Genomic DNA, 16,166 nt, shown 5'->3' on the forward strand with positions numbered 1-16,166 from the left:
CGATGTTGTCCCATTCGGTGCCCCTTTCATGGACAGGGGTAAAGTACCCCAGTGTCCGGAAACAGGGACGAAGTCCACAATACCGTACGCAGGTCGTGCATGGCCATCAATAACCTGTCTGTCACATCCTCCAGCTGCGTGTCGCTTGCCTTGGACTGTGCCCATTGCGTGGTCAGATTCAGATAGTCGACCGCGCGATGGATATCGTCAATGTCGCGCTGGGCCAGCAGGGCCCGGCGCTCTTCCATCCATTGGGCAATCTCGGCCTGATCCCGGTCTGACAGCGTCCGCTGCCCGTGCGGCTTGACCTCGCCATTGCGGATATTGATGACGGCAATCTGGTCCATCTCGATCCGGCGCTGACGGTTTTCCGTATCGATCCGAAACACCGCAGCACCGTTTTCACGTATGCGAAAGTAATACTCAGGCAGTTCGGCGGACATGGTCACCTCAGAGAAGCACAAAAACGCTGGATGCGGCTGCAAGCTTCGGTCAGTGCCGCGTCGGACGTAGCATAGCTGACGCGGAAATTCGGCGACAGGCCAAAGGCGGCGCCAAATACAACGGCCACGTCGGCCTCTTCCAGAAGTGCGGTTGCAAAGGCTTCGTCGTCTACCAGAACTGTCCCGGCGGGCGTCGTCTTCCCGATCAATCCGGCGATAGACGGATAGACATAAAAGGCCCCTTCGGGTGTGGGGCAGGTGACGCCGTCAATCTCGTTCAGCATCCGAACCACCAGATCGCGTCGGCGCCTGAATGTCTCGTTATTCGGGGCCAGAAAATCCTGAGTTCCGTTCAGGGCCTCGACGGCAGCCCACTGACTAACCGAGCAGGGGTTCGAGGTGGATTGCGACTGGATCTTGCGCATGGCCGCGATGATTTCGACCGGACCGGCAGCATAACCAATGCGCCAACCGGTCATGGCATAGGCTTTTGAAACCCCGTTGCAGGTGAGGGTTCGGTCAAATAGACCGGGTTCAACCTCGGCCGGGGTGCAGAACTCAAACCCGTCATAGGCCAGATGTTCGTACATGTCGTCCGACATGATCCAGACATGCGGGTGACGCATCAGAACATCGGTCAGCGCCTTCAGTTCATCCCAACTGTACCCTGCGCCCGTCGGGTTCGAGGGCGAGTTAAAGATGAACCACTTTGTCTTGGGCGTGATGGCGGCTTCCAGTTGTTCTGGGGTCAGCTTGAAACTGTTTCCCAGCGTTGTTTCGACCACAACAGGGGTGCCCCCGGCCAAAAGCACCATATCGGGGTAGCTGACCCAGTACGGTGCAGGGATGATCACCTCGTCGCCTTCATTCATCGTCGCCATCAGAGCATTGTACAGCGTTTGCTTGCCACCGGTCCCGACCGAGATCTGGGCCGGCGAATAGTCCAGCCCGTGGTCACGTTTCATCTTGGCACATGCCGCTTGTTTCAGCTCGGGGATGCCGTCCGGCGCGGTGTATTTGGTTTTGCCTGCTGCGATGGCCGCAACAGCGGCGTCTTTGATGTTCTGGGGCGTGTCAAAATCCGGCTCACCAGCGCTTAGGCCGATGACATCACGTCCGGCGGCCTTCAGCTCGGCTGCCTTGGCTGTCATGGCGATGGTGGGTGAAGGTTTGACGCGTGACAGTGTCGCAGACAGAAAACTCATGCTCGGCCTCGGTTTGTATGTTCAGCCCGACTGTCATAGGGTGCGTCCGAGTGACGATCAAGCAGTATAGACAATGTGAGATGGAGACCCGAATGAATGATAAAAACGACTGGTACGGTCCGGATTCTGCGACATTCGGAGACCGTCTGGCAGGCGCACGCGAAGCCGCGGGAATGACGCAGGCGCAACTGGCGCGGCGTCTTGGGGTCAAAAAGGCGACAATTTCAGATTGGGAAAACGATCTGTCCGAACCCCGGGCCAACAGGCTGTCAATGATGGCGGGCATGGTCAATGTCTCAATCATGTGGTTGTTGACCGGCGAGGGCGACGGCATGGATGCGCCCGTGGATGAGGGCGAAGGCGGTATGGAACTGTCCTCTGCCGTGGCCGAACTGCGCGCCATCCGCGCTGAGATGCGCGCCTGTTCTGAACGCGCAGCGCGTCTGGAAAAGAAAATGCGTCAGATGCTGGAGCAGAAGAATTGAGCGAACCCCGGGATGTGCGCATCAAGCGCATGCAAATGCGGTCGATGCGACGCGGCATCAAAGAGATGGACATTATCCTGTCCGCCTATGCCGGTCGCAATCTGGCCGACATGGATACCGCCGGGCTGGATGTCTATGACGCGCTGTTGCATGAAAACGATCAGGACCTTTATCAATGGGTTACAGGGCAGGTGCAGCCTCCGGCGCGATTTGCCAGCCTGATTGCAGACATAGCGCAAACCTTTCAGAAATAAGGCAAAGTTCCGCTTAACCGATTTTTCGGATTTTCGGTTCATCGTGTGTCAAACAGCGCGACTGAATCGGAGGGTCGGATGAGTATGGAAATGCAGGTCTCCACACCAGAGACCAAGGGCTTCATAACCAGCTATCTTGAGGCGCTGGCCCTTGTGGAGCGACTGCACCGGTTGTTGCTGGATGTCATCAAGGATGAGTTTGAGCGCGTCGGCGTATTGGAAATCAATGCGGTTCAGGCGTTGTTGCTGTTCAATATCGGTGATCACGAAGTCACGGCAGGCGAGCTGAAAAGCCGTGGGTACTATCAGGGCAGCAATGTCAGCTATAACCTCAAGAAACTGGTTGAGATGGGCTATATGCACCACCAAAGATGCGAGATTGATCGCCGTTCAGTTCGCGTGCGCCTGACGCCGCAAGGCAGGGAAATCCGCAATATCGTGTCCAAGCTGTTTGCACGTCACGCCGAAGGCCTGCAAGGCAGGGGGGTGCTTGGGCTTGAAGGCATCGAAGATATCACCAGTTCGCTGCGTCGCGTTGAACGGTACTGGACGGATCAGATAAGGTATATCTATTGATCAGTGGCGGGCGTCAGACAGGACAAGACTGTCCAGCTCACGAAGAAGTTTGCGAGTCATGGCCTCTTCATACGCCTCAAAGCCCAGTGCCACTTCTACGAACGCGTTTGGCCCCAAAATGACCCAGGCTGAATAATAAGCTGAAAGTTCACCCACCTGAACATATCTTCGATCACCTTCTTTCGGATCGTCAGCGCCGATCACCAGCCCGTTAATTGTGATTCCGTCATGTCGTAAACTGGCTTTCACATCCCGTGGATGCGGTCCAAGGTTATGTTTACCATCTCCGGACAGATCCAGCGTACGGCGCCAGCACTCCCTTTGCTGATCAAGCAGGGAAGAGCCAAATAACATGGCCGACCCTACCGCCGTTCCTTGCGGTGCTGTGCTGCGCGAGGTCCGGATCAAGCGATCACTGATTGCGATCAGGTCGGCGGGGGACCGTACTTCTGTCCACTCCAGCAGCATCCGTTCATGTCCCCGCTCGCTCCATTCGAAGATCGCCAGACGTAAGGAGGTTGCGCCGTCCGACAACATCAGCTGGCTGACTTCGGGGCGGCTCAGGGCCGACGCCAGCCCGTCCAGTTGCAGCCTGTATTCCCGGCTGTCCACCGAACCCGACACATCCAGCCCCAGCGCAAGGGCCTGCCGGCATTCGCCAAAGGCAGGTCCTGATATCAGGCAAGCCAGAAAGACGACCACCTGACGTATCATGGGCCTTCATTCCGTAATGCACCGATTTGCAGACCGCTCAGTTCCCGTTTCAGTTTCTTTCGCATGGCGCGCTCGAAATCTTCAAACCCGGTGGCAATTTCCAAAAAGGCGCCGGGCCCGTGCAGGACATTATTTTCGAAGAAAGGGATCAGGAACAATTCTCCCTCGAAATCGGCTGCGTTGATCACAAGCCCATTCACGACAGTGTTTTGAAAGGGAAAGTGCCGATAGGCGATCTGCGGCCCATAGCCATCGTTGTTAGTGCCGTCGCCGGACAGGTCAATGGTTTGAAACAAGCATTGCGGCGCTTGCTCCATAAGACTTGCACCGTATGCCAACGCATAGCCCATAGCTGTTGCCGATCCGCTGTCAGATCGGACGGATTGGCTGACCTGGCTGGATGCGAACAGCAGATCACCCACGTCATCGATCATTGTCCAGTTCAGGACGACATTTTGGGTTGAGCGGCCACTCCACTCATATACCGCCAGGGCAACGGGCATCGGTGAAGAAAAGAAGGCCTCCTGCACTTCGGGCGCAATCAAGGCGGCGGCCAACCCCTGCCGTTGCAACACATCTTCAGCCTCATCGACTGAAACGGAAATATCCATCGCCAAGGCCAGCGCCAAGCGACATTGCTCGGCCTTAACAGGGCTGGCCTGAACGACCAGCCCAAACGCTATCAGCCAACGGATCACCAGTGACCACTGCTCTCCATGCTGGCCCAGGGTTCGGCTGGTTCCAGTGCTTCTCCATTCTGCAAAAGCTCAACCGAGATGTTGTCGGGCGATCGAACAAAAGCCATGCGACCATCCCTTGGCGGGCGATTGATCGTAACGCCATTGTTCTGAAGATGTTGGCAAACCTCGTAGATATTGTCGACACCGTAGGCCAGATGGCCGAAGTGGCGGCTGTCGGCTGGCAACGCGTCATCGCCGTCCCAGTTGTACGTCAACTCGATCGGCGCGTCTTCCTGTCCCGGAGGGGCCATGAAGATCAGAGAAAATCGCCCGGCTTCACTGTCATACCGACGTGTTTCTTTCAGACCCAGAAGCTCGTAAAATGCCATGGATTTTTCCAGATCCTTCACGCGGACCATGGTGTGAAGATATTTCAGCGCCATTTCGGCCATCCTTTTTCGACTCACATTGCCAAGAGCTTAGCGCTCAGCCTCGATGTGTCGATAGAGCCCTCGGCAGCAATTTGTTTTTTGCGCCCGCTGCGGCATATATCGCGGTTCCTGTGTCGAAATTGGCGATATATAGTAGGGGGCGACTCATTGCCAGAAAGGAAGATTCGATGCCGCTGTCCCCTGATCAACAGGCCGAGATCGACGCGCAACGCGCGCAATCGCATCCCACGCGTCGAGTTGTCTCGGCGGGAATGGAAGACCACCTGTACACAGCGCATCAGGTTCTGGATCATGGCTTTGTCCGCGTGATCGACTATATGGGGGACGATGCCGCCATCTGTCAGGCTGCGCGCGTTTCATACGGCACAGGCACCAAATCCGTTCAGAATGACGAGGGGTTGATCCGGTATCTGATGCGGCACTGGCATTCCACGCCATTCGAAATGTGCGAAGTCAAATTGCATGTGAAATTGCCTGTGTTCGTGGCGCGGCAGTGGATCCGGCACCGGACCGCCAATGTGAATGAATACTCGGCACGGTATTCAATTCTGGATCGGGAGTTTTATATCCCAGCCCCAGAACATGTGGCGGCACAGTCCGAAGTGAACAATCAGGGCCGTGGGGCAACGTTGGAAGGCGAAGAGGCCGCGCGCGTATTGGAAACCCTCAAGGCCGACAGCACGCGGTGCTATGACAATTACGAGTCCATGATCAGCCAGGACGGGCAACAGGGGCTAGCACGTGAACTGGCCCGCATGAACCTACCCGCAAACGTTTATACGCAATGGTATTGGAAGGTGGATCTGCATAATCTGTTCCACTTCCTGCGCCTGCGGGCCGACCCGCATGCTCAGTATGAAATCCGCGTTTATGCCGAGGCGATGTGCAAGATCGTCGCTGATTGGGTGCCGTTTGCGTATAAGGCGTTCGAGGATTACCGGCTGGGTGCGGTGAACCTGTCTGCCCAGATGGTCGAAAGCCTGCAACGCATGCTGGCAGGAGAGGCGGTCACGCAAGAAAACTCGGGGATGACAGCGCGCGAGTGGCGTGAGTTCGAGGCGATCATTCGCAAATAGAGCTGACGATCTGCATAGCTTTTGTCTATACGTGTAGTCATGGAATTGTTACACTTGTTCCATGGCCCGCATTTTGCATCTTGCTCTGTTATGTCAGTTTTTTGGTCTCGCCTTGCCTGCGCAGGCCAAGTCCCCCATAGCTGAGGTTTTGTGCGAACCGACGCCCCGGTTGCACCAGAAACTGGAAAGGCAGTTCGGTGCGCGGCGCGTGGCATCGGGTGTTCGCGGGCCGGAACAGATTATGGAAGTCTGGGCAAGTCAGCACGGGGACTGGACACTGGTTGTCACCTACGCAACGGGCACATCCTGCATCGTTGCCATGGGCGAAAACTGGAATACCCACGCCGACGCAAAGCCCGCGCGAGGGTAATGGAACGAAACCGGTGGGGGATGGATAACGGCCGGAAATTGGCCGTCATCCTTAATGATCTACCGCGTGTTTAGCGGGATGTCGTTACAGTGGTTTCAAATCAGCTGCCATTTGGCGGCCGTCGCGTCCGTCCTGCAACTCGTACGAAACTTTTTGGTTGTCTGCGAGTCCGGTGAGGCCGGACCGTTCTACGGCCGAGATATGTACAAACACATCTTTGCCCCCTTCGTCAGGGGCAATAAATCCATAGCCTTTAGTGGTATTGAACCATTTCACGGTGCCGGTTGGCATGTCCCGTGTCTCCTTCTACTTACGCATTGTCCCACAAATTGGTGGGGGCTGTGGTCAGCGTCACCACGAAAAAGTTGTTTTGGCACTGGCTGAACAGTCCAATTCGTGTGTTTCGCCTTTTTCAACATTGCACGGTGAAGTAAAAAATCAAGAATAACCGCAAGAAGCGGGCAAGATTGCTTAAAAAGGAAGCAAGGGCAGGAGCGTCAAAGACATGCAGCTTTATGGATTGAAAAACTGTGACGCCTGTCGCAAAGCATTGAAATCGCTGCCAGACGTCAAATTTTCTGATGTACGCAGCGACGGTGTGCCGGATTCGGTGCTGTCACGGGCCTTTGCCGAGTTCGGCAATGACTTGCTTAATACCAGATCGACGACATGGCGCGGATTAGACGAAACCCAGCGTGCCAAGCCCCCTTTGGAGCTTTTGAAAGAGCACCCGACCCTGATGAAACGCCCATTGATCGAAGTCGATGGCAGGCTGTTGTTGGGTTGGACAGCTGAAACCCGTGCTCAGCTTGGCATTTCCTGAACGGGTGCTTATCTGCGTGAAAGCTACAATGAGGATTTTCAATGCGTAATGCCGCAATGTTATTGGGTGTAATCGCCGGGTTGATCGGAATGATCGTCGGGTTCTTCGGCTATGCGAAGGTGGTCGTGGTCGACCATGTCGGTGAAATTGACGGAGTTCTAAGCCAGGTCGACAATCCCGATATGGTACAAGCCATTTCGATTATCGCGCCCTTGCTTGCAATCGCGGGCGGGGCCATGGCGCCAGCGCGCGCGTTGATTGGCGGGGTCTTGTTGCTGGGGTCAGCGGCTGCGATGTACTACGCCTTTGGTTTTGGTGTTTTCACCATGTTCCCGATCACATTTGCCGGGATCGCCGGGATACTTGGACTGGCCGCGGGAAAACCGGACCAGCCCAAGGCACATTTCTAAGTTACTTAAGGCGCAGGATCCGGTCGAGCGAGATCGGCCCTGCGCCGTTGATGACGATCACCAGCATCAGGAAGGTCCACATCGTGCGCTGATCCATCAGGGACGGCGCCGCGTCGAACAGGCTGCCCAGTTTCACGCCATGGCCGGTGACGTCGACAAGTGTCTGTACCCAGATAAAACCGATCATGCCCAAAGCCGCCAGACGCGAGAATAGTCCAACCAGAAGAAGGGTCGGAAGAACAAATTCGGCAATTGTTCCCATGAAAATGACGATGCGTTGGAAGAACGTCATTTGGGAGACGTCATAAAGAACAGCCTCGGCCGCTTTTGGGAATATCTGACCAAAGGCACCTGCCGAAGGCGAAAAGATCGATCCGTCGATCTTCAGCATGGCTGAGTTCCAGTAATAAACCAGAAGAACCGCAACAAAGACCAGTCGTGCCAGCGTAGGGGTCAACCAGCCAGACGCAAGGTCCAGTTTTCCCATGGTGTTATTGTAGGTTGAGATCAAAGCAGTCATGTCTCCAGCCTTTCGATAGTCACAGAGGTTATTGCACCGCCCTGCAACAGCAGTGCCAGAGTGGTTCCAAGATCAAATTCAGGCAGTTCGGCAGTCGTTTTTTCAAATGCTTCACCGATTGTGTCGCCGCTCAGCATATGGGCGATCCAATCTGCACCACCTGCCGGAAGCAGATTGGGTGTGGGATCAAATTCGGCGCGGGTGATCAACACATCCTCGGCCCGTGCATCCGGTTTCGGAGCATTGGTTTCCATGTTGAAGCGCCAGATTGCGTGAATGGGCCAGTCCGAGCGGATCAACTGCATGGCCGGTGCAAACTGCAACCGGGCCTGCATGACCTGTTCGGGCTCGACGGCTAGAACATCTGCCGGTGCAGGTTCGCTGTCGGCGGCGTGGTAGGACTTGCGCAAGGCAATCTCCAACCGGGCCACGTCCGGCAGGTATCCAAGGTGGGAAAGTTGAGGCATTCCGGCCAGAAAATCAGGAAACGCCTCGCCATAAAACATCATCAGCGGAGAGGAGGGCGGATGTTGACGCAGGAAAATCCCGGCCAGCCCATCCATGTTCTGCGCCCCTAGCAATTTGGCAATCACGGGAAACGCCTGATGCATCGCCTCGGTCAGCGACACCGCAACATTGTTGCGGTACACGCTGAACCTGCGACCGGCAGGGCGCGCGCCGCCATCCAGTAATCCACCGGGAACGGGCGCTGACGCATCCATCATGGCCGCGCGGAATTCAGATTGCGAAACGCTCATACCGGTATCCGGTCCAGTGCGGATTGCGCGCGAACGGCCTCATCCCGCAGAACGGGCCAATCCGGCACATCCGTGTCCCATTCGATCAGAACGGGTTTTCGCCCCGAACGCTCCAGCACATAATCCAGCAGAGTCCACACCGGGTCGACCACTTCTCGTCCGTGACTGTCGATTAGCAGCGGATGACCGTGATCGTCTTCATCCTCATCATGGCCGCCAAGGTGAATTTCCGACACTTTTTCAAGCGGATAAGCGTCAATATAGCCTTGCGGCGAGAAATCCAGATTGGTGGCTGAGACAAAGACATTGTTTACGTCAAGCAACAGGCCGCATCCGGTGCGCTTGGCAATCTCCCTCAGGAAATCAGGTTCGGACCAGGTGCTTTCCTCGAAGGCCAGATAGCTGGACGGATTTTCCAGCAGCATCTGCTGCCCGACAGTGTGCTGGACCTGATCGATATGTTCACAAACCCGCGCTAGAGTTTCGTCTGTATAGGGCAGGGGCAGCAGGTCGTTGTAGAAATGGCTGTCATGGGTGGACCAAGCCAAATGTTCGGAAAAGCTTGCGGGGTTCAGCCAGCCGACCAAGTGTTTCAGCCGGGCCAGATGATCGGGGTCCAGCGCGCCTTCACCGCCAATGGACAGGCCAACGCCATGGACCGAGATTGGGAAATGTTCGGAAAGGTGCCGCAGCTGCGCCAAGGGCCGCCCGCCGTCGCCCATATAGTTCTCGGCATGGATTTCCAGCCATGCAACGGGCTGTGCGTGTTCAAGTATCTGAGCAAAATGCTGCGGCTTGTAGCCAACGCCCGGTGCTGCGGGCAGGCGGTTTGACCGGTGGGTGTCATCCAACATGGGCCAGTTCCTTGATCACGAAAGGGAAAGGGCGGGCGATGGTGCCCGCCCCTTGAAATCGTCAGGCCGATCTTATGCCGGCAGGTCGCGTTCCAGCGCTTCCAACGAACCTTTGCGCGGCGTGCCGTTTGCTTCCGCAGGCAGTTCAATGTCGGCGCAAGTGCCTGCGTCAACCAGGGTCCATGCGTTGCCCTGATAATCAACGGTCGAGGTGCCTGCGCAGGTGGTGCCGGGGCCTGCGGCACAGTCGTTCTGACCGGCCAGCGATACACCATAGCACTTTTCTTTTGCTTGTGCGCTGGCTGTGGTTGCGGCACCCGATACGGCGGCTGCGACTGCGGTTGCGATAACCAGGGATTTAGCTGTTTTCGACATCTCGGTAATCCTCTTGATGACTGGGTATGTCTGCTTGTGACAATGACAAAGGTAGTGGCTTGGTGGGCAGAGTTGAATTCACGAGCCCGTGTCTCACAAGCGCGTCATGGGGCGGCCTGCCCCCTTGCAGCGTAATACACTGTTTTTGATGAAGAAAGGGTGAAATGTTACAATCCGACCCCATATGAGGGGTCGGATTTTTTTGGATATGGCGCTGTTTGTTACAGCAGATCTGGCGGGGTGGCGGCGCGTGCCAGCTCATTTGTTACAGCATCAAGCGGTTGTACCTGGGTCTGTTTTTCACCCAGTCGCCGCACGCTTACGGTGCGTTCGTCAACTTCGCGGTGACCGACGGCCAGAATGACAGGTACTTTGCCGACCGAATGCTCACGGACCTTGTAGTTGATCTTTTCATTGCGGATGTCAGCCTCGGCCCGCACACCCGCAGAACGCAGGGTTTCGACCACTTCGGCGACATAGTCGTCCGCGTCGGATGTGATGGACGCGACGACGACCTGACGCGGGGCCAGCCAGAACGGCAATTTGCCTGCGTGTTCCTCGATCAGGATACCGATAAAGCGTTCGAAGGATCCCAGCGTGGCGCGATGCAACATGACAGGACGGTGCTTGGCCCCGTCTGCGCCGATATAGGTGGCGTCCAGCCGTTCGGGTAGAACGAAATCGACCTGGAAGGTGCCGCATTGCCAGTCACGCCCGATGGCGTCCGTCAGCACGAATTCCAGTTTCGGCCCGTAGAATGCACCTTCGCCCGGGTTCAGTTCCGGTTCGATCCCGGCGGCACGGGTGGCGGACAAAAGCGCTGCCTCGGCCTTGTCCCAGACCTCGTCCGATCCGGCGCGGGTTTCGGGGCGGTCAGAGAACTTCACCGAAAAATCCTCGAATCCCAGATCCTTGTAGATCACGCTGAGGAAACGGATGAACTCGGCGGTCTCCGCCTCGATCTGTTCTTCGGTTGAAAAGATATGGGCGTCGTCCTGCGTGAACCCACGCACCCGCATGATGCCATGCAATGCGCCAGACGGTTCGTACCGGTTGCACGATCCGAACTCGGCCATACGTAGCGGCAGGTCGCGATAGGATTTCAGACCTTGCTTGAAAATCTCGACATGGCAGGGGCAGTTCATCGGTTTGAGCGCGTTGACGGCCTTTTCGCGGGCATGCTCCTCGTCGACTTCGACAATGAACATGTTTTCCTGGTACTTGTCCCAGTGGCCTGAACGTTCCCACAGCTTGCGGTCAACGACCTGCGGGGTGTTCACCTCGACATACCCACCTCTGCGCTGCTGACGGCGCATGTAGTCCTGCAACTGGGTGTAGATGGTCCAGCCATTGGGGTGCCAGAAAATCTGACCGGGGGCTTCTTCCTGCATGTGAAACAGGTCCATCTCGCGGCCCAGTTTGCGGTGGTCGCGCTTTGCGGCCTCTTCCAGCATATGCAGGTGGTCTTTCAGCTTTTCCTTGCCGGTGAAGGCCACGCCGTAAATGCGTTGCAACATCGCGCGGTTGCTGTCGCCGCGCCAATAGGCGCCAGCGATGGACATCAGCTTGAACGCATCACCGGGAACCTGACCGGTATGTTGCAGATGCGGACCGCGGCACAAATCCTGCCAGTGGCCGTGCCAGTACATGCGCAACGGCTCATCCCCGGGAATGGCTTCGATCAGCTCAACCTTATAGGGCTCATTGTTGGCCTTGTAGAACTCGATGGCCCGCTCGCGATCCCAAACCTCGGTGGTGACAGGGTCGCGCTTGTTGATGATCTCTTTCATCTTTTTCTCGATGAGGCCAAGATCTTCGGGCGTGAACGGTTCTTCCCGGTCGAAGTCATAATACCAGCCGTTTTCGATAACGGGGCCGATGGTGACCTTGGTCGCAGGCCAGATTTCCTGCACGGCGCGGGCCATGATGTGGGCCAGATCGTGGCGGATCAGTTCGTTGGCCTGTGCGTCATCCTTCATGGTGTGGATGGCAATCTGTGCATCGGCTTCGATCGGCCATTGCAGGTCCCAGTGTTTGCCGTCAACGGTGGCCGAGATGGCCTTTTTGGCTAGCGAACTTGAAATATCGGCAGCCACCTGCGCAGGCGTAACCCCTGCGTCATAAGAACGTGCATTGCCATCTGGGAAAGTGAGAGAGACGGATTTTGAATCCAGGGCCATGTCGGCTCTCCTCGTCGGTTTGGCGCCCACTGAACGCCCGGTTGCGGGTTATTTGCGTCTGGCTGATGTGGCAGGTGGATATGCCTGTGTCAAGTGTAGGGGCGAGGGGCCAGCCCCTCGCGCTCCCCGGAGTATTTGAAAAAAGATGAAGTGGGCGGAATTGCACTCGGGGGTGGGGCGTGCATGATGCAGTAAAAGGAAAGAAGGTTTCATGGCAGCGACGAATTTTCTGGAGACGCCGCAGGGGCGGCGACTGGCTTATCACAAGACCGAAGGGGCAGGGCCGACCATCGTTTTTCTGGGTGGGCTCATGTCGGATATGGAAGGCACAAAGGCAGTCCATCTGGAAGCTTGGGCGCAGGCGCGGGGGCGGGCCTTTTTGCGGTTTGATTATTCCGGTCACGGCGAAAGCTCTGGTGCTTTCACGGATGGCTGCATTGGGGATTGGCATGAGGACACTGTTGCTGCGGTCGATGCCTTGACCAAGGGGCCGCTGATCGTTGTCGGCTCGTCCATGGGCGGGTGGCAGGCGCTTTTGCTGGCCAAGGCCATGCCGGACCGGATAGCAGGTATGGTCACGATCGCCGCCGCGCCGGATTTTACGGAAGATGGTTATTGGGCTTCACTCAATGATGACCAGAAAGCCGCCCTGGAAACGGTCGGGCATGTCGAGTTGCCGTCCGATTACATGGAGCCTTATATCGTCACCAAACGGATGATCGAAGATGGGCGGCAGCGTCTTGTTCTGCGCGACACGTTGAACCTGCCGTTCAAGGTTCGTTTCCTGCAGGGAACAGCGGATACAGCGGTATCGACTGAAACGGCCGTTCGGTTGCTGGACCACGCAACAGGGCCGGACATGCAGCTTCTTTTGGTCAAGGATGCCGATCACAGATTCTCGGATGATGCATGTCTTGGCTTGATCGAGGCGGCGGTTCTGGACGTGTTGGGAGACGCGTAATGCGGCGTTTGGGACGGCTTCTGGGGCGCTTGTTCCTTGCGTTGATTGCCCTCGGCGGCCTTGTCTACTGGTTTGGTCCGCGCGAGGTGGTGAACCTGAGCCCAAGCTTTGATCCGCGCAAGTTTGGTGAGGGCGTACAGGTTTACTTCGAAAGCACCGAAGCCGCGTTTGACGATATCGTTCCGGGTGTCGAAAAACGAGTAATCTGGCAAGATGGCCATAACGAGCGGCGCACCCCGTATTCCGTTCTTTACATCCATGGCTTTTCAGCAAGTTCCGAGGAAATCCGGCCAGTACCAGACCTTGTAGCAGACGCGTTGGGGGCCAATCTGGTTTACACACGTCTGCAAGGTCACGGGCGAAGCGGATCAGCGATGGCGGAAGGCACTGCCTCGGGCTGGATGCAGGACACCGCCGAGGGATTGGCAGCCGCGCGTGCTGTTGGGGACAAGGTGATTGTGATCTCAACGTCGACCGGTGCGACGCTTGCAGCCGCCGCCGCTTTGGATGCCAGCCTCAGCGAAGATGTTGTCGGCATGGTCTTTGTCTCTCCCAATTTCGGGGTCAACACGTCTGCGGCCTGGATCCCCACTTTGCCATGGGCAAGGGATTGGTTACCGGTCCTGATGGGGGACGAACGCGATGTATCGGGGCCAGACCCGGAAAAGAACAAATATTGGTCTACCGTCTATCCGTGGGAGTCGGTCGTGCCGATGTCCGTTCTGGTTGAGAAAGTCTATGCGCTGGATTTCTCGAATGCCCTGGTGCCCGTGCTGTTCTGGTTCTCGGACAACGATCAGGTGGTGCGCCCTGACCGAACCCACGAGGTCGCCAAAGTGTGGGGTGCGCCAACATCCGTCAAACTGGTGACAATGGGCCCCGAGGATGATCCGTCATCTCATGTCATAGCTGGCCGCCTGATGTCTCCAGGGCAGACCGACGCGGCTGTGGACGGTATTCTGGATTGGCTAAAAGGGCTGGGGGTGGAATGATGGCGGCCTCGGGTCGTGGGACGATGCGAAAGCCGGGCAGTATGTGGAGCCTTGAGACGTTGGGGCGCGTTCGTCTGTCCCGGTATTTCTTCATGCGCGATTTCCTCTATTCCGAGATCGGGAACTTTCACCAGAAACAGAACATTCCAGACAACCCGGATCTGGCTATCGAGACAGGACGTGCGTTCTGTGAAACTCTGCTGGACCCTCTGGAAGAGACCTTTGGCAGGATCGCCGTGCGCTCGGGCTATCGCTCACCGTCGCTAAACAGGTTTGGCAATGAAAACAAACTGAACTGCGCCCGGAATGATCACCCGTTGGAATGCCACATCTGGGATCGTGGGGCCGGTGATGCGCGGATTGCCGGGGCGTCTGTTGTAATTCCCTGGTTCGCGGATCAGTATGCGCAGGGCAGGGATTGGCGGGATCTGGCATGGTGGATGCATGATCACCTGGATTACTCCGAGATCTGGTTTTTTCCGAAACTCTGCGCTTTCAATCTGGTGTGGCGCCCTAAACCGCAGCGCCGGATTGACAGCTACATTGCGCCACGCGGATGCCTGCTGAAACCGGGCGCTGAGCCCGAGGAAAGTGCAGCTTCACGACGGTCCCGCTATGCTGACTTTCCGGCTTTTCGGGCAATCGCCTATCCGTGACGTTCCGCTGGTTTGAATGTGATAAACTCTCGACCTGACTACAAACCCAAAGGCTCGGAATACCGAGCGCATGGAGGCCCCGTGTGATCGAGCCGCTGGTACTGCTACCTGGACTGATGTGCGATGCCCGACTGTATCGCCCTCAGATCGAGGTGTTTTCGCGGACGCGACCCGTAACCGTTGCGCCGATTTCCGCAGGTGAGCGTATCGAAGAGATCGCCTCGGGTCTGCTGGACCAGCTTCCACATCGGTTTGCACTGGCTGGATTAAGCATGGGTGGTGTGGTGGCGTTAGAGCTGATCCGCCGGGCACCGGAACGTGTGTCACGCCTGTGCCTGATGGCCACTGATGCACAGGCGGACACGCCTCAAATGGCTGCCAGTCGCGAAGACCTGATCATTGGCGCGCAGGGTGGCCGGTTGGAGGAGGTCATGCGGAAACTTGTGGGGTCCGACACGCTGGCACCGGGCCCGCAGCGTATTCCCATCCTGAACGGCTTGTTGGCAATGGCACAGGATTTGGGTGTTGAAACCTTCGTGCGTCAGATGCGTGCTCTGCAACGCCGCCCGGATCAACAAGCCGCATTGCGTCGCATCAAGGTTCCCACGTTGGTTCTGTGCGGTGCGCATGACACTCTGACACCGGTCAAACGGCATTCTTTCATGGCAGAGCTCATACCCGGAGCGGAACTGCTGGTTGTTGAAAAGGCTGGTCACTTGCCGCCCCTCGAAACGCCCGACCTCGTCAATGAGGCGCTGCAAACCTGGTTGGACGCCCAGCAACGGTTTGATTATTGGTAAAGCGTCGCGCGTTCGGTCTTTGAAATGACGTTTGGCGTCACCACGGGTTTACCAGTTTTTTGGTCGAAAAACGGTGTGTTCTTCCACCGCCCGGACAGGCGCGATCCGGCGGCCCTGCGCAACAGCCCAAGAATGGCGGGGCCAGGTTTTTCGTGCTTCTGCTTTCCGTCCGGTTGGGGAACAAACCCACGTGTCGTGACGGGTCCCAGCGCCGAAGCTCCACCCGCAACCCGGCCGACGATAACGCCAGCAAACGGGAATTTCGCGGTTTTGGGCGTTGCTGCCAAAGGTGCGTTACAGCAACTGGCGTACCAACGCAGCATACCCTTGGGGCTGAGTTGCATCGCCGCAAGATACTGTTTTCCGGTGCTGATTTCGATCTCATCCGGTGCGATCTGAAAAATCTCGACAGGCCCGGGTGCCGGGTCCGGCTGCTTGAAAAATAGTTGAGCGGCCCGGCAATCATGGCAGAAACACTCAACATGTGTACCTTGCCGAACACCGCGGGGTGAAATACGCCCCTGCAACGCGCCGCATTGGCAGGAAAAGGTAAGGCCCTCTTGCGCTGACCCGCTCATGTCG

Annotated in this window: 23 protein-coding genes; 11 read left to right on the plus strand and 12 right to left on the minus strand. The window is 57.0% G+C overall.

Features of this window, described 5'->3' with window-relative positions; genetic code table 11:
* Positions 1-26: 26 nt before the first annotated feature.
* Positions 27-443, minus strand: a complete 417-nt coding sequence (locus AC2FPW_RS13645) for a hypothetical protein (RefSeq protein WP_496814134.1) — start codon at positions 441-443, stop codon at positions 27-29.
* Between the two features lie 2 nt (positions 444-445).
* Positions 446-1,648, minus strand: coding sequence for a pyridoxal phosphate-dependent aminotransferase (locus AC2FPW_RS13650; RefSeq protein ID WP_496814136.1), 1,203 nt, complete (start codon positions 1,646-1,648; stop codon positions 446-448).
* 92 nt (positions 1,649-1,740) lie between these two features.
* Here AC2FPW_RS13650 and AC2FPW_RS13655 point away from each other — a divergent pair, with 92 nt between their 5' ends.
* From AC2FPW_RS13655 to AC2FPW_RS13665, 3 genes are all read left to right on the plus strand, one after another.
* Positions 1,741-2,133 (plus strand): helix-turn-helix domain-containing protein, encoded by a 393-nt coding sequence (locus AC2FPW_RS13655; RefSeq protein ID WP_496814137.1) that lies wholly within the window; start codon positions 1,741-1,743, stop codon positions 2,131-2,133.
* 29 nt (positions 2,134-2,162) lie between these two features.
* Entirely contained in the window at positions 2,163-2,387 is a 225-nt protein-coding gene (locus tag AC2FPW_RS13660; RefSeq protein WP_480558342.1) for a succinate dehydrogenase assembly factor 2, read from the plus strand.
* A gap of 78 nt (positions 2,388-2,465) precedes the next feature.
* Positions 2,466-2,963: a MarR family winged helix-turn-helix transcriptional regulator gene (locus AC2FPW_RS13665; RefSeq protein ID WP_480484207.1), complete on the plus strand. Its 498-nt coding sequence runs from the start codon at positions 2,466-2,468 to the stop codon at positions 2,961-2,963.
* On the opposite strand, the gene AC2FPW_RS13670 is transcribed toward AC2FPW_RS13665, so the two are convergent.
* Genes AC2FPW_RS13670 through AC2FPW_RS13680 form a run of 3 tightly spaced genes read right to left on the minus strand, consistent with a single transcriptional unit; the run spans position 2,964 to position 4,800 of the window.
* On the minus strand, positions 2,964-3,677 hold the full coding sequence (locus AC2FPW_RS13670; RefSeq protein ID WP_480909799.1) for a DUF1194 domain-containing protein: 714 nt from the start codon (positions 3,675-3,677) through the stop codon (positions 2,964-2,966). It abuts the gene before it with no gap.
* Positions 3,674-4,375 (minus strand): DUF1194 domain-containing protein, encoded by a 702-nt coding sequence (locus AC2FPW_RS13675; RefSeq protein ID WP_480564108.1) that lies wholly within the window; start codon positions 4,373-4,375, stop codon positions 3,674-3,676. The genes AC2FPW_RS13670 and AC2FPW_RS13675 overlap by 4 nt, the downstream gene beginning before the upstream one ends.
* On the minus strand, positions 4,372-4,800 hold the full coding sequence (locus AC2FPW_RS13680; protein WP_480504605.1) for a VOC family protein: 429 nt from the start codon (positions 4,798-4,800) through the stop codon (positions 4,372-4,374). The genes AC2FPW_RS13675 and AC2FPW_RS13680 overlap by 4 nt, the downstream gene beginning before the upstream one ends.
* 176 nt (positions 4,801-4,976) lie before the next feature.
* On the opposite strand from AC2FPW_RS13680, the gene thyX reads away from it, so the two are divergent.
* Both thyX and AC2FPW_RS13690 read left to right on the plus strand, forming a co-directional pair.
* A complete protein-coding gene (gene thyX, locus AC2FPW_RS13685) occupies positions 4,977-5,885 on the plus strand; it encodes an FAD-dependent thymidylate synthase (protein WP_480484204.1) in 909 nt (302 codons plus the stop codon).
* Positions 5,886-5,946: 61 nt separating this feature from the next.
* On the plus strand, positions 5,947-6,255 hold the full coding sequence (locus tag AC2FPW_RS13690) for a hypothetical protein (RefSeq protein ID WP_496814139.1): 309 nt from the start codon (positions 5,947-5,949) through the stop codon (positions 6,253-6,255).
* 84 nt (positions 6,256-6,339) lie between these two features.
* On the opposite strand, the gene AC2FPW_RS13695 is transcribed toward AC2FPW_RS13690, so the two are convergent.
* Positions 6,340-6,546 carry a cold-shock protein gene (locus AC2FPW_RS13695; RefSeq protein WP_008758035.1) on the minus strand — a complete coding sequence of 69 codons (207 nt, stop codon included), beginning with the start codon at positions 6,544-6,546 and terminating at the stop codon, positions 6,340-6,342.
* A gap of 214 nt (positions 6,547-6,760) precedes the next feature.
* Between AC2FPW_RS13695 and AC2FPW_RS13700 the strand changes: the two genes are divergently transcribed.
* Positions 6,761-7,078 (plus strand): ArsC/Spx/MgsR family protein, encoded by a 318-nt coding sequence (locus AC2FPW_RS13700; protein ID WP_496814141.1) that lies wholly within the window; start codon positions 6,761-6,763, stop codon positions 7,076-7,078.
* A 41-nt stretch (positions 7,079-7,119) separates the two neighbouring features.
* A complete protein-coding gene (locus AC2FPW_RS13705) occupies positions 7,120-7,488 on the plus strand; it encodes a hypothetical protein (protein WP_480564117.1) in 369 nt (122 codons plus the stop codon).
* A gap of 1 nt (position 7,489) precedes the next feature.
* Here the strand turns inward: AC2FPW_RS13705 and AC2FPW_RS13710 are convergent, their stop codons facing one another.
* The 5 genes from AC2FPW_RS13710 to thrS form a co-directional block, all read right to left on the minus strand.
* The gene (locus tag AC2FPW_RS13710; RefSeq protein WP_480504609.1) at positions 7,490-8,008 is read right to left on the minus strand and encodes a DoxX family protein; all 519 of its coding nucleotides are present in this window, start codon (positions 8,006-8,008) and stop codon (positions 7,490-7,492) included.
* Positions 8,005-8,766, minus strand: a complete 762-nt coding sequence (locus tag AC2FPW_RS13715; RefSeq protein WP_480919971.1) for an HvfC/BufC family peptide modification chaperone — start codon at positions 8,764-8,766, stop codon at positions 8,005-8,007. The genes AC2FPW_RS13710 and AC2FPW_RS13715 overlap by 4 nt, the downstream gene beginning before the upstream one ends.
* Positions 8,763-9,620, minus strand: a complete 858-nt coding sequence (gene bufB / locus AC2FPW_RS13720) for an MNIO family bufferin maturase (RefSeq protein ID WP_496814143.1) — start codon at positions 9,618-9,620, stop codon at positions 8,763-8,765. The genes AC2FPW_RS13715 and bufB overlap by 4 nt, the downstream gene beginning before the upstream one ends.
* Positions 9,621-9,692: 72 nt before the next feature.
* Complete coding sequence (locus AC2FPW_RS13725) at positions 9,693-9,995, minus strand: BufA1 family periplasmic bufferin-type metallophore (protein ID WP_267365389.1); 303 nt, start codon at positions 9,993-9,995, stop codon at positions 9,693-9,695.
* 221 nt (positions 9,996-10,216) lie between these two features.
* The gene (gene thrS / locus AC2FPW_RS13730; RefSeq protein ID WP_496814144.1) at positions 10,217-12,175 is read right to left on the minus strand and encodes a threonine--tRNA ligase; all 1,959 of its coding nucleotides are present in this window, start codon (positions 12,173-12,175) and stop codon (positions 10,217-10,219) included.
* 211 nt (positions 12,176-12,386) lie between these two features.
* On the opposite strand from thrS, the gene AC2FPW_RS13735 reads away from it, so the two are divergent.
* The 4 genes from AC2FPW_RS13735 to AC2FPW_RS13750 all read left to right on the plus strand — a co-directional run bounded on the left by AC2FPW_RS13735 (position 12,387) and on the right by AC2FPW_RS13750 (position 15,584).
* Positions 12,387-13,136 (plus strand): alpha/beta fold hydrolase, encoded by a 750-nt coding sequence (locus tag AC2FPW_RS13735; protein WP_496814145.1) that lies wholly within the window; start codon positions 12,387-12,389, stop codon positions 13,134-13,136.
* Positions 13,136-14,128, plus strand: coding sequence for an alpha/beta hydrolase (locus AC2FPW_RS13740; RefSeq protein WP_496814146.1), 993 nt, complete (start codon positions 13,136-13,138; stop codon positions 14,126-14,128). Before AC2FPW_RS13735 ends, AC2FPW_RS13740 begins: the two co-directional genes overlap by 1 nt.
* A gap of 41 nt (positions 14,129-14,169) precedes the next feature.
* Positions 14,170-14,784 carry a hypothetical protein gene (locus tag AC2FPW_RS13745; RefSeq protein WP_496814346.1) on the plus strand — a complete coding sequence of 205 codons (615 nt, stop codon included), beginning with the start codon at positions 14,170-14,172 and terminating at the stop codon, positions 14,782-14,784.
* Between the two features lie 83 nt (positions 14,785-14,867).
* Positions 14,868-15,584 carry an alpha/beta fold hydrolase gene (locus AC2FPW_RS13750; RefSeq protein ID WP_496814148.1) on the plus strand — a complete coding sequence of 239 codons (717 nt, stop codon included), beginning with the start codon at positions 14,868-14,870 and terminating at the stop codon, positions 15,582-15,584.
* Here the strand turns inward: AC2FPW_RS13750 and AC2FPW_RS13755 are convergent.
* Complete coding sequence (locus tag AC2FPW_RS13755; protein WP_496814149.1) at positions 15,575-16,162, minus strand: DUF6151 family protein; 588 nt, start codon at positions 16,160-16,162, stop codon at positions 15,575-15,577. The two genes, AC2FPW_RS13750 and AC2FPW_RS13755, sit on opposite strands and share 10 nt — an antisense overlap.
* Positions 16,163-16,166: the final 4 nt, after the last annotated feature.

The sequence above is a fragment of the Ruegeria sp. SATB027 genome (genome assembly GCF_059613825.1).

What these genes read in the sequence shown, in the direction of transcription:
- AC2FPW_RS13645 (WP_496814134.1), bottom strand. Translation starts at nt 443, where the DNA reads ATGTCCGCCGAACTGCCTGAGTATTACTTTCGCATACGTGAAAACGGT.
- AC2FPW_RS13650 (WP_496814136.1), bottom strand. Translation starts at nt 1,648, where the DNA reads ATGAGTTTTCTGTCTGCGACACTGTCACGCGTCAAACCTTCACCCACC.
- AC2FPW_RS13655 (WP_496814137.1), top strand. Translation starts at nt 1,741, where the DNA reads ATGAATGATAAAAACGACTGGTACGGTCCGGATTCTGCGACATTCGGA.
- AC2FPW_RS13660 (WP_480558342.1), top strand. Translation starts at nt 2,163, where the DNA reads ATGCAAATGCGGTCGATGCGACGCGGCATCAAAGAGATGGACATTATC.
- AC2FPW_RS13665 (WP_480484207.1), top strand. Translation starts at nt 2,466, where the DNA reads ATGAGTATGGAAATGCAGGTCTCCACACCAGAGACCAAGGGCTTCATA.
- AC2FPW_RS13670 (WP_480909799.1), bottom strand. Translation starts at nt 3,677, where the DNA reads ATGATACGTCAGGTGGTCGTCTTTCTGGCTTGCCTGATATCAGGACCT.
- AC2FPW_RS13680 (WP_480504605.1), bottom strand. Translation starts at nt 4,800, where the DNA reads ATGGCGCTGAAATATCTTCACACCATGGTCCGCGTGAAGGATCTGGAA.
- thyX (WP_480484204.1), top strand. Translation starts at nt 4,977, where the DNA reads ATGCCGCTGTCCCCTGATCAACAGGCCGAGATCGACGCGCAACGCGCG.
- AC2FPW_RS13690 (WP_496814139.1), top strand. Translation starts at nt 5,947, where the DNA reads ATGGCCCGCATTTTGCATCTTGCTCTGTTATGTCAGTTTTTTGGTCTC.
- AC2FPW_RS13695 (WP_008758035.1), bottom strand. Translation starts at nt 6,546, where the DNA reads ATGCCAACCGGCACCGTGAAATGGTTCAATACCACTAAAGGCTATGGA.
- AC2FPW_RS13700 (WP_496814141.1), top strand. Translation starts at nt 6,761, where the DNA reads ATGCAGCTTTATGGATTGAAAAACTGTGACGCCTGTCGCAAAGCATTG.
- AC2FPW_RS13705 (WP_480564117.1), top strand. Translation starts at nt 7,120, where the DNA reads ATGCGTAATGCCGCAATGTTATTGGGTGTAATCGCCGGGTTGATCGGA.
- AC2FPW_RS13710 (WP_480504609.1), bottom strand. Translation starts at nt 8,008, where the DNA reads ATGACTGCTTTGATCTCAACCTACAATAACACCATGGGAAAACTGGAC.
- AC2FPW_RS13715 (WP_480919971.1), bottom strand. Translation starts at nt 8,766, where the DNA reads ATGAGCGTTTCGCAATCTGAATTCCGCGCGGCCATGATGGATGCGTCA.
- bufB (WP_496814143.1), bottom strand. Translation starts at nt 9,620, where the DNA reads ATGTTGGATGACACCCACCGGTCAAACCGCCTGCCCGCAGCACCGGGC.
- AC2FPW_RS13725 (WP_267365389.1), bottom strand. Translation starts at nt 9,995, where the DNA reads ATGTCGAAAACAGCTAAATCCCTGGTTATCGCAACCGCAGTCGCAGCC.
- thrS (WP_496814144.1), bottom strand. Translation starts at nt 12,175, where the DNA reads ATGGCCCTGGATTCAAAATCCGTCTCTCTCACTTTCCCAGATGGCAAT.
- AC2FPW_RS13735 (WP_496814145.1), top strand. Translation starts at nt 12,387, where the DNA reads ATGGCAGCGACGAATTTTCTGGAGACGCCGCAGGGGCGGCGACTGGCT.
- AC2FPW_RS13740 (WP_496814146.1), top strand. Translation starts at nt 13,136, where the DNA reads ATGCGGCGTTTGGGACGGCTTCTGGGGCGCTTGTTCCTTGCGTTGATT.
- AC2FPW_RS13745 (WP_496814346.1), top strand. Translation starts at nt 14,170, where the DNA reads ATGTGGAGCCTTGAGACGTTGGGGCGCGTTCGTCTGTCCCGGTATTTC.
- AC2FPW_RS13755 (WP_496814149.1), bottom strand. Translation starts at nt 16,162, where the DNA reads ATGAGCGGGTCAGCGCAAGAGGGCCTTACCTTTTCCTGCCAATGCGGC.